17 protein-coding genes, 4 tRNA genes and 1 pseudogene are annotated in these 15,594 nt (G+C 60.1%); 9 read left to right on the top strand and 13 right to left on the bottom strand.

All coding sequences use genetic code 11. The features are described from left to right. Window positions 1–60 precede the first annotated feature (60 nt). Genes BFQ01_RS02235 through yacG form a run of 4 tightly spaced genes read left to right on the top strand, consistent with a single transcriptional unit; the run spans window position 61 to window position 2,949 of the window. Window positions 61–1,269, top strand: coding sequence for a type II secretion system F family protein (locus BFQ01_RS02235; RefSeq protein ID WP_065924085.1), 1,209 nt, complete (start codon window positions 61–63; stop codon window positions 1,267–1,269). Beyond that, window positions 1,266–2,132 (top strand): prepilin peptidase, encoded by an 867-nt coding sequence (locus BFQ01_RS02230; protein WP_065924084.1) that lies wholly within the window; start codon window positions 1,266–1,268, stop codon window positions 2,130–2,132. Before BFQ01_RS02235 ends, BFQ01_RS02230 begins: the two co-directional genes overlap by 4 nt. After that, the gene (gene coaE / locus BFQ01_RS02225; protein ID WP_065924083.1) at window positions 2,129–2,752 is read left to right on the top strand and encodes a dephospho-CoA kinase; all 624 of its coding nucleotides are present in this window, start codon (window positions 2,129–2,131) and stop codon (window positions 2,750–2,752) included. Before BFQ01_RS02230 ends, coaE begins: the two co-directional genes overlap by 4 nt. Next, the gene (yacG, locus tag BFQ01_RS02220) at window positions 2,749–2,949 is read left to right on the top strand and encodes a DNA gyrase inhibitor YacG (RefSeq protein WP_065924082.1); all 201 of its coding nucleotides are present in this window, start codon (window positions 2,749–2,751) and stop codon (window positions 2,947–2,949) included. The genes coaE and yacG overlap by 4 nt, the downstream gene beginning before the upstream one ends. On the opposite strand, the gene BFQ01_RS02215 is transcribed toward yacG, so the two are convergent. The 3 genes from BFQ01_RS02215 to BFQ01_RS02205 all read right to left on the bottom strand — a co-directional run bounded on the left by BFQ01_RS02215 (window position 2,946) and on the right by BFQ01_RS02205 (window position 4,390). Beyond that, entirely contained in the window at window positions 2,946–3,161 is a 216-nt protein-coding gene (locus tag BFQ01_RS02215; protein ID WP_003171680.1) for a hypothetical protein, read from the bottom strand. The genes yacG and BFQ01_RS02215 overlap by 4 nt on opposite strands. Window positions 3,162–3,236: 75 nt before the next feature. Further along, the gene (locus tag BFQ01_RS02210) at window positions 3,237–3,926 is read right to left on the bottom strand and encodes an energy-coupling factor ABC transporter permease (RefSeq protein ID WP_065924081.1); all 690 of its coding nucleotides are present in this window, start codon (window positions 3,924–3,926) and stop codon (window positions 3,237–3,239) included. Beyond that, window positions 3,923–4,390 carry an FAD/FMN-containing dehydrogenase gene (locus BFQ01_RS02205; protein ID WP_065924080.1) on the bottom strand — a complete coding sequence of 156 codons (468 nt, stop codon included), beginning with the start codon at window positions 4,388–4,390 and terminating at the stop codon, window positions 3,923–3,925. The genes BFQ01_RS02210 and BFQ01_RS02205 overlap by 4 nt, the downstream gene beginning before the upstream one ends. Before the next feature lie 104 nt (window positions 4,391–4,494). On the opposite strand from BFQ01_RS02205, the gene BFQ01_RS02200 reads away from it, so the two are divergent. From BFQ01_RS02200 to BFQ01_RS02190, 3 genes are read left to right on the top strand one after another with little or no spacing between them, the layout of a single operon-like run. Continuing rightward, window positions 4,495–5,124 (top strand): DUF1780 domain-containing protein, encoded by a 630-nt coding sequence (locus BFQ01_RS02200; protein ID WP_027604891.1) that lies wholly within the window; start codon window positions 4,495–4,497, stop codon window positions 5,122–5,124. Window positions 5,125–5,177: 53 nt separating this feature from the next. After that, the gene (locus tag BFQ01_RS02195; RefSeq protein ID WP_016976295.1) at window positions 5,178–5,351 is read left to right on the top strand and encodes a DUF3094 family protein; all 174 of its coding nucleotides are present in this window, start codon (window positions 5,178–5,180) and stop codon (window positions 5,349–5,351) included. A 60-nt stretch (window positions 5,352–5,411) separates the two neighbouring features. Continuing rightward, window positions 5,412–6,710, top strand: a complete 1,299-nt coding sequence (locus BFQ01_RS02190) for an NAD(P)/FAD-dependent oxidoreductase (RefSeq protein ID WP_065924079.1) — start codon at window positions 5,412–5,414, stop codon at window positions 6,708–6,710. Between the two features lie 131 nt (window positions 6,711–6,841). Here the strand turns inward: BFQ01_RS02190 and BFQ01_RS02185 are convergent. The 7 genes from BFQ01_RS02185 to rluD all read right to left on the bottom strand — a co-directional run bounded on the left by BFQ01_RS02185 (window position 6,842) and on the right by rluD (window position 11,954). Further along, a tRNA-Pro gene (locus BFQ01_RS02185) sits at window positions 6,842–6,918 on the bottom strand. A gap of 94 nt (window positions 6,919–7,012) precedes the next feature. Next, window positions 7,013–7,088: transfer RNA gene (locus BFQ01_RS02180), tRNA-Lys, on the bottom strand. 5 nt (window positions 7,089–7,093) lie between these two features. Further along, a tRNA-Pro gene (locus BFQ01_RS02175) sits at window positions 7,094–7,170 on the bottom strand. A gap of 9 nt (window positions 7,171–7,179) precedes the next feature. Further along, window positions 7,180–7,255: transfer RNA gene (locus tag BFQ01_RS02170), tRNA-Asn, on the bottom strand. Window positions 7,256–7,558: 303 nt separating this feature from the next. Next, the gene (gene clpB / locus BFQ01_RS02165) at window positions 7,559–10,123 is read right to left on the bottom strand and encodes an ATP-dependent chaperone ClpB (protein ID WP_027606841.1); all 2,565 of its coding nucleotides are present in this window, start codon (window positions 10,121–10,123) and stop codon (window positions 7,559–7,561) included. A 146-nt stretch (window positions 10,124–10,269) separates the two neighbouring features. After that, a complete protein-coding gene (pgeF, locus tag BFQ01_RS02160) occupies window positions 10,270–10,995 on the bottom strand; it encodes a peptidoglycan editing factor PgeF (protein ID WP_065924078.1) in 726 nt (241 codons plus the stop codon). Beyond that, window positions 10,992–11,954 (bottom strand): 23S rRNA pseudouridine(1911/1915/1917) synthase RluD, encoded by a 963-nt coding sequence (gene rluD, locus BFQ01_RS02155; protein ID WP_027606843.1) that lies wholly within the window; start codon window positions 11,952–11,954, stop codon window positions 10,992–10,994. The genes pgeF and rluD overlap by 4 nt, the downstream gene beginning before the upstream one ends. Before the next feature lie 149 nt (window positions 11,955–12,103). Here rluD and BFQ01_RS02150 point away from each other — a divergent pair, with 149 nt between their 5' ends. Continuing rightward, on the top strand, window positions 12,104–13,129 hold the full coding sequence (locus BFQ01_RS02150; RefSeq protein ID WP_027606844.1) for an outer membrane protein assembly factor BamD: 1,026 nt from the start codon (window positions 12,104–12,106) through the stop codon (window positions 13,127–13,129). 125 nt (window positions 13,130–13,254) lie between these two features. After that, a complete protein-coding gene (locus BFQ01_RS02145) occupies window positions 13,255–13,488 on the top strand; it encodes a PP0621 family protein (protein WP_027606845.1) in 234 nt (77 codons plus the stop codon). On the opposite strand, the gene thiO is transcribed toward BFQ01_RS02145, so the two are convergent. The 3 genes and pseudogenes from thiO to BFQ01_RS02135 all read right to left on the bottom strand — a co-directional run bounded on the left by thiO (window position 13,475) and on the right by BFQ01_RS02135 (window position 15,591). Then, the gene (gene thiO / locus BFQ01_RS02140) at window positions 13,475–14,584 is read right to left on the bottom strand and encodes a glycine oxidase ThiO (protein ID WP_065924108.1); all 1,110 of its coding nucleotides are present in this window, start codon (window positions 14,582–14,584) and stop codon (window positions 13,475–13,477) included. The genes BFQ01_RS02145 and thiO overlap by 14 nt on opposite strands. A gap of 150 nt (window positions 14,585–14,734) precedes the next feature. Beyond that, a pseudogene (locus BFQ01_RS32805) lies at window positions 14,735–15,043 on the bottom strand (type IV pilin protein); the annotation flags it as partial. A 17-nt stretch (window positions 15,044–15,060) separates the two neighbouring features. Continuing rightward, entirely contained in the window at window positions 15,061–15,591 is a 531-nt protein-coding gene (locus tag BFQ01_RS02135; RefSeq protein ID WP_065924077.1) for a pilus assembly PilX family protein, read from the bottom strand. Window positions 15,592–15,594: the final 3 nt, after the last annotated feature.

Here is a 15,594-nt window from a genome sequence, read left to right as displayed (position 1 = left end):
CCCGAATCCGTCACCTGACTAAGCTATAAATCTTCGACAGCCTGTATGCGGAACCGCGACATGGACAACGCTTCAACGACTTACGCCTGGGAAGGCATCGACCGCAAAGGGCGCAGGGTGTCCGGGCAAACCAAGGGGCACAACGCAGCCCTGGTCAAGGCACAACTGCGCCAGCAAGGGATCAGCCCCGGTCGTGTGCGCAAGCAATCCCCGCTGCCGCCAAGCCTCACCCCATCAGTCAAAGCGGCTGACATCACGCTGTTCACACGCCAACTGGCTACGTTGCTGAAGGCTGGGGTTCCACTCCTGCAAGCCTTCGACATCATCAGCGAAGGCGTCGACAATCGCGCTGTGCGTGAGCAGGTGCTGGGACTTAAACAGGCGATCGCCGCCGGCAGCAGCCTGGCTGAGGCATTACGCAAACAACCGCGTTATTTCGATGAGTTGTACTGCAACCTGGTGGCCGCCGGCGAACAGGCCGGGGCGCTTGAGACACTGCTGGAAAGGGTGGCGATCCACCGGGAAAAGAGTGAACAGCTCAAGGCCAGGATCAAAAAGGCCATGACCTACCCCATTGCTGTCCTGGTGGTTGCCAGCCTGGTCACCGGCATACTGCTGGTCCACGTGGTACCGCAGTTCCAGGCCCTGTTCGCCGGAGTCGACGGCAAACTGCCGGCATTTACCTTGCACGTGATCGCCCTGTCGGCGTTCATGCAGCACGCATGGTGGATGCTGGTATTGGGCATAGTCGCGGGAGCCGCTGGGCTGCGCCAGGCCTATCGGGCTTCGTCGGGCTTTCGCTACTGGCTGGACACAGGTTTGTTGAAAGCGCCCCTGGCAGGCAAACTGCTGACAAAATCCGCCGTGGCCCGCTACGCCCGCACGCTCTCCACGACCTTCGCCGCCGGTGTTCCACTGGTCCAGGCATTGGATTCAGTCGCTGGCGCCGTGGGAAACGGCCCGTTCAAACAGGCAATCGAACATATGCGTCACGATGTATCCAACGGCATGCAACTGAATCAATCCATGGCCAACAGCGGCCTGTTTCCCGGCATGGCGATCCAACTGACGGCGATCGGCGAAGAGTCGGGCACCCTGGAACACATGCTGGAAAAGGTCGCCAACCACTATGAGGCTGACGTGGACAACCAGGTCGACAACCTCACCAGCCTGATGGAGCCATTGATCATGGTGGTGCTGGGGGGCATCGTCGGCGCGCTGGTCATCGCCATGTACCTGCCGGTCTTCCAGCTGGGGAGTGCATTTTGAGCCTGCTGTTGAACGAGCACCCATTGGCCTTTGTCACCATCGCGCTGGTACTGGGGCTGATCGTCGGCAGTTTCCTCAACGTGCTGGTCTGGCGCCTGCCAAAAATGCTCGAACGGGAATGGCGTGACCAGGCCCATGAAGTGCTCGGCTTGCCTGCCGAACCTGGCGGGCCGACCTACAACCTGATGCACCCCAACTCATGCTGCCCACACTGTGATCATCCAATCCGGCCGTGGGAAAATATCCCACTGCTCAGCTACCTGATGCTCAGGGGGCGCTGCGCCCATTGCCAGGGAGCCATCAGCCCCCGCTACCCTTTCACGGAACTCGCCTGTGGGTTGATCTCGGCCTGGGTTGCCTGGCATTTCGGCTTTGGCTGGCAGGCCGCAGCGGTGCTGGTGTTGAGTTGGGGGTTGCTGGCAATGAGCCTGATCGACGCAGACCACCAGTTGCTGCCTGATGTGCTGGTGCTGCCATTGCTGTGGCTGGGGCTGATCGTCAACAGCTTTGGATTACTGACGACATTACCCGACGCACTATGGGGCACCGTGATCGGCTACATGAGCCTGTGGTGCGTGTTCTGGCTGTTCAAGCTGGTCACCGGCAAAGACGGCATGGGCCACGGTGATTTCAAGTTACTGGCCTTGCTCGGCGCCTGGGGCGGCTGGCAGATATTGCCGATGACACTGTTGATGTCGTCGCTGGTGGGGGTGTTTGTCGGGTTGATCCTGATGCGCCTGCGCAAGACCCTGGCGTCCACGCCGATGCCGTTTGGTCCGTATCTGGCAATTGCCGGCTGGATTGCATTGCTCTGGGGTGGTCAAATAACCGACTTCTATTTGCAGTCTGTCGGTTTCAGATGACCACTCCTGTTGCAACACCTTGGATTCTCGGCCTCACCGGTGGCATCGGCAGCGGTAAAAGTGCGGCAGCCCAGCACTTTATCGACCTGGGCATTGACCTGGTGGACGCCGATCACGCCGCGCGCTGGGTGGTCGAACCCGGCCGGCCGGCGCTGGCCCGCATCGCCGAGCATTTTGGTGCTGGCGTATTGCAGCGCGACGGCCAGTTGGACCGCGCCGCGTTGCGCAAGCTGATCTTTGAGGTGCCCGAAGAGCGCCGCTGGCTGGAAGCCTTGCTGCACCCGTTGATTGGCGAGGAGATTCGCGGTCACCTGGCTCGCGCCCGCTCGCCTTACGCGATCCTGGTGTCCCCGCTGCTGATCGAATCCGGCCAGTACAGCATGACCCAGCGCATCCTGGTGATCGACGTGCCGCAATCGCTGCAAATTCAGCGTACCCTGCAGCGCGACGGCATCAGCGAACAACAGGTTCAGGCAATTCTCAAGGCACAGTCCAGCCGTGAAGACCGCCTGAACCATGCCGATGACGTGCTGGTCAATGACCAGGATCTCGCCTGGCTGCACAGCGAGGTCGAGCGACTGCACCACTTTTACCTTACTTTGCGTGGAGGCCGATCATGAGCCAACCCTTGACCGTCGACTGCCCAACCTGCGGTGCACCCGTGGAATGGAATGCAGCCTACCCCAACCGGCCGTTCTGCTCGGACCGTTGCAAACTCATCGACCTGGGCGCGTGGGCCGCCGAGGAACACAAGATTCCCGTGGCGCCGGATGCCGAAGACGAGCTGTTTTCCGAAGACTTGCCGCCGCGCCACTAAGGCCGCATAAAGGCGTATTCCTGCTGGTCGTCGAGGTTTTCTGCGAGGTATTGCAGCTCGTCGGCCAGGTCTTCGAAACTGCGTACGCCCTTGCTCTGCTGCACCACCGCGCTGAGCATCGCGCGCAGGGTCAAGCCCGGGTCGAAACCGATTTCCTGTGCCGCATCCTGGCTTCTGCGCAACTCCTGCCGTGCCCACTCGTACACACTCATGATTCGTGCTCCCGCCTTGCCTAGGAAAATTTCGCAGAGCATGGGCCTGCTCGGCTGCGCGGGATTTGATCTGGGTCAACGCTGCGATTCGTCATCCTTCCAGGGCGCCGAGAGGTAGCGTGTGCGGTTGAATGTCTCCAGCCATTCCGGACAAAACACCACCAGGGCGCTGATCACCATGCCGTTGATAAAGGCTTCGGGGAAGATGATCAGCCACAGGTAGCCGACGAAATCCTCCAGCCATTCAGGCATGGCAAAACGACCGTCGAACCACAGCAACCCCAGCCCCAGCAGCAGGCAAAACAAGGCCGACAACGCGGCAGCAAAAAAACCGGAGCAGAAGATATACACGAAGGGATTGCGTGGCTGCGCTCGCTCGACCACAAGCGCACAGCCCTCGGTGACCAGCACCGGCAGCACGACCAGCAGCAGGCCATTGATGCCAAGGGCTGCCAGGTCCTGGCGTCCAAGCAGCATTAACCCGAACTGGGCGGCAAAACCACCGACGATGGCCAGGGGCCAATCCAACAGCAGGGTTACGGCGGTCATACCGATAAAGTGGTAGGACACACCGGTGTCGAAATCCCGTCGTACCAGCCACAACATGAACAGTGCGAACACCGTACCGAACAACAAATGCTGGCGCCGCCGGTCGGCAAACAACTCGACCCATGGCGAGCGCAGGATCGCCCATAGCAGCACCGGTGCATACAACAGCCAGCCGATGCCGAGGGTTGTGGGCGCCAGCACTGCGGCACTGATCACGGCTTCACCTGCTCCAGGGCCTGGCGCAGTTCGGCAGCAGTGCCGTATTCATGTTGAGAAACCAACGTACCGTGATCCAACTGCAGCCACAGCACTTTATCCGCCGCCGCGGGATAACGCGGGGCGATACGTGCGTCACGGTCCAGCATGACGCGGTAGTTGTAGGATTGCATGGCCGGCACCGCAAACAATTTGGCGATCAGTCGAGGCATGCGCTGGATGTCAGCGACGAACACCGCATGCCGCGCTTCGAGGTAGCCTGCAGGTTGGCCTTGCAGCGCAGCATCCACCTGCTTGGCCGCGTCCATGCTGCGCGCCACCAACAGAATCCGTGCCTGGTTATCGAGGGTATAGGCTTGGTCGAATTGATCGAGCAAGGTCCAGGGAGCGAGGCGTTCGCCCACTTCAACAGCCTGTGCCCATACCGGCAAAAGACTCAGCAACAGCACCACCAGACACTTCACTGCACGCTCCTCATTCGGGGGAATTACGCTTGAAAGGCCAGTCTACACCCTGGCTTTTGCAGCAGGACTTCCTGCGGTCATCATTTGGACGCTAAGCTGCAGGCATGGATGACTCAGATTATTTGCGCCTGCTCACCGTAGCAGCCGAACAAGCCAATGCGTTCCTGTCCAATGCCCGCAAATGGGAGCGTGAGCGTTGGGTCTGCCAGCGCCTGTTGCAAGGCTTGAATGTGCCCTACCGCGCCGAAGAGTTTCACCCCGCCGGGCAAGAACCGCCCGATGTGTTGTTTCGCGATGCCAGTTTCGAGGTTTTTTTCGTACTCGATGAAGGGCGCCGCCTGAACGACGAATGGCGTGACGAGCTGTTGCGTCGACGCAGTGCATTCTCCCTGAGCCAGCTGGTGCGGCGCGAAGCCAAGCCGCGGCGCATCCCCGCCCATGAATTCCTGCTGCGCCTGGCGCCCACGTTGCGCAAGAAGGCCCATAACTACAAAGAGCGCGGGATGGACCTGGGCGAATTGGATATCGTCGCGTTCACCAGCCTCAAGCGCGAAGTGCTCGACCTCAACAGCCACTTCCCCCCACCCACCGAATACTTGCGCCAGGGCTGGCGCTCGCTGTCGCTGGTGGGGCCGACATTTGCCCGGGTGCTGTTCGCCCACCCGGACGCGCCGGATTTCTTGCGCAACAACCTGGGGCGCAGCATAGTGTTCGATGTGGGCATCAGCCTCTGATCCCCCACTGTAACGTGGCGCCCTTTTGCAACGTCTACCTGACGAGGCCTTATATGACCAGCCGCCTGAACCCCGACGACCAACAGCATGTCGAAGAGTACCTGCAACTCTCCCAGAACCGAGTCGAGCGCAAGCCTTTCCGGCCGTGGCTGCTCCTTGGTGTGGTGCTGGTGGTGGTGATCGGGCTCGGCCTGCTCAGCCGCCTTTTGAGTTACCTGACGCTATGAGCTGCCTGGCGCTCGCGGGGGTAACTGCTCCGATTTCCTTTAGCCTTGCGAGATACCCCCATGACCCATCGTATTATTATCGTCGGCGGCGGCGCCGGCGGCCTGGAGTTGGCTACCCGCCTGGGTAAGACTCTGGGCAAGCGCGGCACCGCCAGCATCACGCTGGTGGACGCCAACCTCACCCATATCTGGAAGCCTTTGCTGCACGAAGTCGCTGCCGGCTCACTGAACTCCTCGGAAGACGAACTCAATTACGTCGCCCAGGCCAAATGGAACCACTTCGAGTTCCAACTGGGGCGCATGAGCGGGCTCGACCGCGAACAGAAGAAAATCCAGCTGGCCGCCACCCTCGACGAAGAAGGCCGCGAATTGGTGCCTGCACGCGTGCTGGGCTATGACAGCCTGGTGATTGCGGTAGGCAGCACCACCAACGATTTCGGCACCGAGGGCGCGGCGCAGCACTGCCTGTTCCTCGATACCCGCAAGCAGGCCGAGCGTTTCCACCAACAGCTGCTCAACCACTACCTGCGCGCCCATGCCGGGCAGACCGATGTGGTGGAAAAGATCAGCGTCGCCATCGTCGGTGCGGGTGCAACGGGCGTCGAACTGGCCGCAGAGTTGCATAACGCGGCCCACGAACTGGCGGCGTACGGCCTGGACCGCATCAAGCCGGAAAACATGCACATCACCCTGATCGAAGCCGGCCCTCGTGTACTGCCTGCCTTGCCGGAGCGGATTGGCGGGCCTGTGCATAAAACCCTGGAAAAGCTCGGGGTGACGGTGCTGACCAACTCAGCGGTCAGCGAAGTGACCGCCGACGCATTGATCACCAGCAGTGGCCAGGTGATTCCTGCCAGTCTCAAGGTGTGGGCCGCCGGGATTCGTGCCCCGGCTTTCCTCAAGGACATCGATGGCCTGGAAACCAATCGCATCAATCAACTGCAAGTGCTGCCGACGCTGCAAACCACCCGTGATGAAAACATCTTCGCCTTTGGCGACTGCGCCGCGTGCCCGCAACCGGGCACAGACCGCAATGTGCCGCCACGGGCCCAGGCCGCGCACCAACAGGCCTCGTTGCTGGCCAAGTCATTGAAACTGCGTATCGAGGGCAAGGACCTGCCGGCGTACAAGTACACCGACTATGGGTCGCTGATCTCGCTGTCGCGTTTCTCGGCGGTGGGTAACCTGATGGGCAACCTGACCGGAAGCGTGATGCTGGAAGGCTGGCTGGCGCGGATGTTCTATGTGTCGCTGTACCGCATGCACCAGATGGCACTGTATGGCTTCTTCCGCACGGCGATGCTGATGCTGGGCAGCAAGATTGGACGCGGGACTGAGCCGCGCCTGAAACTTCACTGACAACAGAGTCCCTGGTGGGACTCGGTCAATGTGGGAGGGGCTTGCTCCCTTCCACATTAGTATTGTGTTGGAGTTGAGATAATTTAAGGCAAAAAAAATCCCCATATCTTTCGATACGAGGATTTTTAATATGGTCGGGGTAAGGGGATTCGAACTCCTGACATCCTGCTCCCAAAGCAGGCGCGCTACCGGACTGCGCTATACCCCGGTAAAAAAAAGGCGACCTTTCAGTCGCCTTCTTCGATCAGCGCTTTTGGCCTCTGATCTTAAGATTCGATTCCAGCGTTAACTGGTCTCAAAAATGGTGGGTCGTGTGGGATTCGAACCTACGACCAATTGGTTAAAAGCCAACTGCTCTACCAACTGAGCTAACGACCCAAATATGGTCGGGGTAGGGGGATTCGAACTCCCGACATCCTGCTCCCAAAGCAGGCGCGCTACCGGACTGCGCTATACCCCGGTTTGAAATTGGCTCCGTGACCAGGACTCGAACCTGGGACCCAATGATTAACAGTCATTTGCTCTACCGACTGAGCTATCACGGAACTACATATTTCAAAGTACAACTTTTACTGCTGTGTAACCTTCTCTTCGACCCTGTCCGTATCGCTACGTTAGCGTCTCTGAGGCGCGCTATTCTACAATCTTAAAAACCCCTGTCAACCCTTTAAATTGCTTTTAAGACAATGATTTGCGCTTCTTTCTGATTTCTTCTTGGGGAGAAGAAACCCGTGGGCTGACGTTGCTGCGGGGCGCACTTTACAAGCCTTTGCCTTACAGTTCAACGCCCTATCGAAAAAAAAGGCCCTGGGATGCAGGGCCTTCTCTTATTGCAGTGCAATCCGGGCTCAGTGGAAGACGATTTCGTCGTTCTCCACAGTCGCCTCGACGCTGGTGCCCGGCATAAAGCTGCCCGACAGGATCAACTGCGCCAGCGGGTTCTCGATCCAGCGCTGGATCGCACGTTTCAGAGGCCGTGCGCCATACACCGGGTCGTAACCAACCGCGATCAGCTTGTCCAACGCCTCGCGGCTCAGCTCCAGCGACAACTCGCGTTCCGCCAGGCGACCGCGCAGACGCCCCAGCTGGATCTCGGTGATGCCCGCGATCTGATCCCGCGCCAATGGCTCGAAGATCACCACTTCGTCGACCCGGTTGATGAATTCCGGACGGAAGTGCGTGGTCAATGCATCCATTACAGCAGCGCGCTGGGCCTCACGATCACCTACCAGTTCCTGGATCTGCGCCGAACCCAGGTTGGAGGTCATGACGATCACCGTGTTGCGGAAGTCCACAGTACGCCCGTGGCTGTCCGTGAGTCGTCCATCTTCCAGCACTTGCAGCAAGATGTTGAACACGTCCGGGTGAGCCTTCTCGACCTCATCCAGCAGGATCACCGAGTAAGGCTTACGCCGCACGGCCTCGGTCAGGTAACCGCCCTCCTCGTAGCCCACATAGCCTGGTGGAGCCCCGATCAGGCGAGCCACCGAATGCTTCTCCATGAATTCGGACATGTCGATCCGTACCATGGCCTCTTCAGTATCAAAGAGGAACTCGGCCAGGGCCTTGCACAGCTCGGTCTTACCCACGCCGGTCGGGCCGAGGAACATGAACGAGCCGCTCGGACGGTTCGGGTCGGACAAGCCGGCGCGGGAACGCCGTACCGCGTTGGACACCGCCACGACCGCCTCTTCCTGGCCGATCACGCGCTGGTGCAACAGGTGCTCCATCTTCAGCAGCTTGTCACGCTCGCCTTCGAGCATTTTCGACACCGGGATGCCGGTCCACTTGGAAACGACTTCGGCGATTTCTTCCTCGGTCACCTTGCTGCGCAACAGCTGATTTTCAGCCTTACCGTGCTGGTCGACCATTTGCAGGCTGCGTTCCAGGTCCGGGATCACCCCGTACTGCAACTCGGCCATGCGGTTCAGGTCACCTTTACGACGTGCGGCTTCCAGCTCCTGGCGCGACTGCTCGATCTTTTGCTGGATCTGCGCAGAGCCCTGTACTTCGGCTTTTTCCGAGGTCCAGATTTCTTCGAGATCCGAATACTCGCGCTCCAGGCGGACGATTTCCTCCTGGAGTTTTTCCAGGCGTTTCTTGGCCGCGTCGTCCTCTTCTTTCTTGAGGGCCTGGGATTCGACTTTCAGCTGAATCAGGCGACGATCCAGGCGGTCGAGCACTTCCGGCTTGGAGTCGATCTCCATGCGAATGCGGCTGGCCGCTTCGTCGATCAAGTCGATGGCCTTGTCCGGCAATTGACGGTCGGTAATGTAGCGATGGCTCAATTTGGCCGCCGCAATGATCGCGCCGTCGGTGATCGCCACTTTATGGTGGACCTCGTAGCGCTCTTTCAGGCCCCGCAGGATCGCGATGGTGTCCTCTTCGCTCGGTTCTTCCACCAGGACTTTCTGGAAACGACGCTCAAGGGCCGCATCTTTCTCAATGTACTGGCGATATTCGTTAAGCGTGGTAGCACCGACACAATGCAGCTCACCTCGCGCCAAGGCGGGCTTAAGCATGTTGCCAGCATCCATTGAGCCCTCGCCTTTGCCGGCGCCGACCATGGTGTGCAGCTCGTCGATAAACAGAATGATCTGCCCTTCCTGCTTCGACAGTTCATTAAGCAGGGATTTCAGGCGCTCTTCGAATTCACCGCGGAACTTTGCACCGGCGATCAACGACCCCATATCCAGGGACAGCAGGCGTTTGCCTTTAAGGCCGTCCGGCACTTCACCATTGATGATGCGCTGGGCCAGGCCTTCGGCAATCGCGGTTTTACCCACGCCAGGTTCACCGATCAACACCGGGTTGTTCTTGGTGCGACGCTGCAGAACCTGGATGGTGCGACGAATTTCATCGTCACGGCCGATCACCGGGTCAAGCTTGCCCTCTTCGGCACGCTTGGTCAGGTCGACGGTGTACTTGTCCAGGGCCTGGCGCGACTCCTCGTGGTTAGGGTCGTTAACCGCATCACCGCCCCGCAGGTTGTTGATGGCGTTTTCCAGGGCCTTCTTGCTCACGCCTTGGCCGAGCAACAACTTACCAAGCTTGCTGTTCTCGTCCATGGCGGCGAGCAGCACCAGTTCGCTGGAGATGAACTGGTCCCCCTTCTGCTGGGCCAGGCGGTCGGCCTGGTTAAGCAGGCGCGCCAGATCCTGCGACATATTCACGTCGCCGGTAGGGTTTTGGATTTTCGGCAGTTGGTCGAGCTCTTTGCTCAACTCCTTGCGCAGGCTGTTGACATCAAAGCCCACCTGCATCAGCAAGGGCTTGATAGAACCACCTTGCTGTTCCAGGAGTGCCTGCATCAAGTGCGCAGGCTCAATGGCCGGGTGGTCAAGCCCCACCGCCAAGGATTGGGAGTCCGATAAGGCCAACTGCAATTTGCTGGTTAAACGATCAATACGCATTAGTCACCTTCCTTTTGAGCAGGCCGGAGCTATAAGACATCCTGAATGAAGAAACCTGCCAGATACCCTTATAGATGGGGTGGATTCTGGAAGATTCAAGCGAGCGGCGGTTGATATGGATCAGCGTTGACCCAGATCAGCAGAGTCTAGCGTTCAAGCCAGATAAGGGAGGCAAAACGTCCGGTGCGGGGGCTGCGCCGGTACGAAAAGAAGCGCGGGTCGGTCACGGTGCAGAAGCCACCACCATAAACAGCGGTGATGCCCCGCGCAGCAAGGCGCAGGCGGGCCAACTGATAGATGTCGGCCATGAATTTGCCGGGATTGAGGCTTGGCACAAAGGCTTCGGCAGTTGTCGGCAGGTGCTGCATGAAGGCTTCACGCACTTCAGGGCCAACCTCAAAAGCTTGTGGGCCAATCGCCGGGCCCAGCCATACCAAGACGTCCGAAGGCTCTGCGTCGAGGCTTTCGAAGGCCGCCTCCAGCACGCCCGCCGCCAGCCCACGCCAACCGGCATGGGCCGCAGCCACACGAGTGCCGGCACGGTTGCAGAACAACGCAGGCAGGCAATCGGCGGTCATCGCGGTGCAGGCGATGCCGGGGGTGCTGCTCCAGCTACCGTCGGCTTCGGCGGTGCGGCCAGGGTCGGCCTCGACCACATCCACGCCATGAACCTGGCGCAGCCAGGCCGGCTGAATATCAAAGGCTTCGGTAAGGCGACGACGATTCTCAAGGACAGCCTCAAGGCTGTCCTCAACGTGATCGCCCAGGTTAAGGCTGTCGAACGGCGCCTGGCTGACGCCGCCCGTACGGGTAGTCACACAGGCTTTCACCCCGACAGGCGCGGGCCAGTCAGGAATCAGCCAGTCATTCATCCGACAAACGCCTCGCGATCCTGCTTGAGCAGCGACAGCAACCAGACAAAATCGTCTGGAAGTGGCGATTCCCAGCTCATGCGCTTACCGCTCGTCGGATGGTCCAGCTCCAGGAAACGTGCATGCAAGGCCTGGCGCGGGAACGTCTTGAGCGATTCGACCATGGTCTGGCTCGCCGCAGGCGGAATGCGGAAGCGGCCGCCATAGGCCGGATCGCCCACCAACGGGAAGTTGATGTGGGCCATATGCACGCGAATCTGGTGGGTACGACCGGTTTCCAGCTTGACCCGCACATGGGTGTGGGAACGGAAACGCTCGAGCACGCGGTAGTGGCTCACCGCCTGCTTGCCGCCTTCCATCACCGCCATACGCTGGCGCTGCTGGCCGTGGCGACCGATTGGGGCATTGATCTTGCCGCCAGCCACGACCACACCGATCACGATGCACTCGTAGATACGGCTGACGCTACGGCTCTGCAATTGCGTAACCAGTTGCGTCTGCGCCTGAATGGTCTTGGCCACCACCATCAAGCCGGTGGTGTCCTTGTCCAGACGGTGCACGATGCCGCAACGCGGCACGTTGACGATGTCGGGGATGTGGTGCAACAGGGCATTGAGCAAGGTGCCATCAGCGTGCCCGGCCGCCGGGTGAACCACCAGGCCTGCGGGTTTGTTGATGACCAGGATGTCGTCGTCTTCATAGACGATGTCCAGCTCGATGTCCTGGGCGACCCATTCTCCCTGGGCTTCCTGCTCGGCAGTCAGCTCAAGAATCGCACCGCCATGGACTATGTCTCGCGGGCGGATAACCGCTCCATCCACAGTCAGGCGGCCGTCTTTGATCCAGGCGGAAAGGCGCGAGCGCGAGTGCTCAGCGAATAATTGTGCGGCGACTTGATCGAGGCGTTGGCCGCCCAATTCGGACGGCACCTCTGCGCGAAGTTCAATTTTATCGGACATGCTCAGACTAGGCGTGGCACAGCCTTTGGTTTCGGCTGCGCGCTTGTGGTTAAATACGGCGTCTTTTGCCCCGAGGCTTTCAACGGGGCGCTCATCATAACAGGACGGCCCCGCCCAAGACAGCGGCCGTCATAGGGACGCAAGCCGCCATGCAAGTGAAACACCTGCTGCTGATCGCCATCCTCGCCATGACTGCTGCTTGCTCGTCAACAAAGGAAGTCGTCGACGAAAACCTGAGCGAAGTCGAGCTGTACCAACTGGCACAGAAAGACTTGGACAATAATAGCTACACCAGCGCCACAGCGAAGCTGAAGGCCCTGGAGTCGCGCTATCCGTTCGGGCGCTACGCCGACCAGGCCCAGCTTGAGCTGATCTACGCCAACTACAAGAACGCCGAGCCGGAGGCTGCCAAGTCCGCCGCCGAGCGCTTCATCCGCCTGCACCCGCAACACCCGAACGTGGACTACGCCTACTACATGAAGGGCCTGACCTCGTTCGACCAGGATGTTGGCCTGCTGGCGCGCTTCCTGCCGCTGGACATGACCAAGCGAGACCCAGGCGCCGCTCGCGACTCCTACAACGAGTTCGCCCAGTTGACCAGCCGCTACCCAAACAGCCGCTACGCGCCGGACGCCAAGCAGCGCATGATCTACCTACGTAACCTGCTGGCTTCCTACGAAATCCACGTGGCCCACTACTACCTGACCCGCCAGGCGTATGTAGCTGCCGCCAACCGTGGTCGTTATGTGGTGGAAAACTTCCAGGAAACCCCTTCCGTGGGTGACGGCCTGGCGGTGATGACCGAGGCTTACCAACGTCTGCACCTGGACGACTTGGCCAGCACCAGCCTGGAAACCCTGAAGCTCAACTACCCTGATCACCCGAGCCTGAAAGACGGCCAGTTCGTGCCTCAGGTTGCCGAAGCAGACAACCGCTCGTGGCTGAGCAAGTACACCCTGGGCTTGATCGAGTCGCGGCCGCCGTTGCCGCCGGGCGAAACTCGCGCCAACCAGGACGTGATCAAGCAGTTCCAGGATGCCAAGGAAGCCATTCCTTCGGACCTCAAGCCGCACGACGAGAACGGCGACGTGATCGAAGAAGAAGAGCCGCAGGCCCTGGGCAACAACCAGGACCGCTCGTGGTTCAGCTACATGACCTTCGGTGTGTTCGACTGAGCCTGTCGACGCAACGCAAAAAGGAGCCTTTCGGGGCTCCTTTTTTATGGGCAAGGATTATTGCGCTGTGCGCCTGCCACGTCCTTGGCTAAACTGGCGCATTCCTTATCGAGAAACCGCCCATCATGCTTCGTCTTCTGTTCTGGATTGCCGTTATTGCTGCCGCGGTATGGTTCTGGCGCAAATTCAAAAGCCCGACCGCCAGGCAGCAACGCACCAGCGAGCCCGGCGCTGCGTTGATGGTGCGCTGCGCACATTGCGGTGTGCACTTGCCGCAGGATCGCGCCCTGAGTTCGCGCCAGGAGTGGTATTGCACCCAGGCGCATCTGGAGCAAGGACCGAAGTCTATCCAGCGTTGATCCGACCTTCAGGGGCATAGGGTGCCGGATCGATGATCGGCGCACGCTCCAGCAGCAAATCGACAAATAACTGGCACGATGCCGGCGCCAGGACCAACCCGTTGCGGTAATGCCCGCAGTTGAGCCACAGCCCGCTGAAGCCGGGTACCCGACCGATATAGGGGATGCCCTCCGGCGAGCCGGGCCGCAAGCCGGCCCAATGCCCCACCACTTCGGCGTCGGCCAGGGCGGGAATCAGTTCCACAGCCGAAGCCTTGAGGCTTTCCAGCGCGGTGTCGGTTGGCGTCTTGTCGAACCCCTCATATTCCAGAGTGCTGCCGATGAGGATGTGCCCATCACGCCGAGGGATCGCATAACGCCCTTTGGCCAGGACCATGCTCGACAGGAAGTCCGACGCGCATTTGTACAAAATCATCTGCCCCTTGACCGGCTCTACCGGCAGCGCCAAGCCCAGTGTGCCGAGCAACTCGCCGCTCCACGCCCCCGCTGCAAGCACCACCTGATCCCCTAGAATCGGCCCCTCTGCCGTATCCACGCCCACTACGTTGCCGCCATCCAGAACAAAACCGGTCACTGTGCACTGTTCGTGAACGGTCACGGCAGGCAGGGCCAATAGCGCGGCCTTCAGGGATTTGACCAGGCGCGGGTTGCGCACGTTGGCCACGTTGGCCATATAGATCGCCTGGGAATACCCGCCACCCAAGACAGGAACCGCGTCATGGGCGGCAGACACATCGACCTTGCTCAAAGGCCGCCCTTCACGAGCAGCCCAGTCCAGCGCCTCGGTTTCATCGTCCAGGTCCAGCCAGTACAACCCCGTGGTATGGACCTCCGGGTCGACACCGGTAGCGGCAAACAGCCGCTCAGCCAGTTGCGGATAAAAATCCTGGGACCAATGGGCCAACGCTGTGACCGCCGGGCTATAGCGCCACGGATACAGTGGCGAAACAATGCCTCCGCCCGCCCATGACGACTCCTGCCCCACACCGGCACGCTCCAGCAAGATCACAGCCTGCCCCTGGGTTGCCAGATTGAACGCCGTCAACAAGCCGATGACTCCGCCACCGACAATCACCACTTGCTGTTGCTTAGCCATCATTTGATCCAGTCGATAAATAGGAATAAACGCCCCCGGCGCCCAATCATCCAGCACCCTCATCATTGCCCCCCAGCATGTCTGGCGCGACATTTCAGGTGCCGCACCTGGATTGCCACGCGCACCGCTGCTGTCCAGGCTGAAGTCACCGCAAGGATCGCCGGCCATCAACGAATCGGCGCCCGGTGTAGCAACCAGGTAGAAATCCTGAGGGTTCAACGCTGCGGTGATTCTATAGCGATCATTGCCCGTACTGACGCCGCTTGCGTCAATAAAAGTGCCGTTCCTCATATGAAACCGCTCCAGGCGCTGAGCCTGCTCGGTCAACAGCGCGACGATTTCCGTGCGATAGACCTTTTTCACATGGCCGGTGTACCCGGGGTAAGCGATTCCGGCCAGAAACGCGATGATCGCCACGGTGATCAATAGCTCGATCAGGGTAAAACCCTGGCTGTCCATGCCCATTCCATTGCTCCTTATTGAAGTTGCCGCCACGAAACCCGCCGAAACCGCGAGCCACTCTCCTCCTCCACCCGCGCATATACGCTCTCCAATACCGTGCGCGATTGACCACTGAGCCCGACCGCTGTTACCCGGTACAACGTCGCCAGGGCTTGCGGCGGCACATGCGGCAGCCCTGCGCCAGGCCCCAGGGACTGAATACCGTAGAGACCACCCTTGATGGCAACCCAGTTAACCGATGACACAGGATGGGGCCCGGCACCCACCACCGAAAACGCTTCATCCGGTGGCCCGCAGGCAGCGATCGACTGGCACTGCGGCAAGGCCGCGCCCTTTCGCCTCACACCTTGCTCTCCCAGCCTCAAGCCACTTTCTGCGGCTTGCAGCGACTGGTTGCGGTGCCACAGGCTACCGGTGATCTTTTGCTGGGTGACCGCCCCCTGTATCGAAGACAGGCCGATCAACGACAACAGCAGCAAAAACACCAGGCTTATCAGCAGGACCATCCCCCCCTGCCGCGAAGAAACACCCCCAGCAAGCACCATGGT

The sequence above is a fragment of the Pseudomonas sp. 8 R 14 genome (assembly GCF_900005955.1).
In the GTDB taxonomy this organism is placed as follows: domain Bacteria; phylum Pseudomonadota; class Gammaproteobacteria; order Pseudomonadales; family Pseudomonadaceae; genus Aquipseudomonas; species Aquipseudomonas marginalis.
This window is presented reverse-complemented; position numbering and strand designations above follow the sequence as displayed.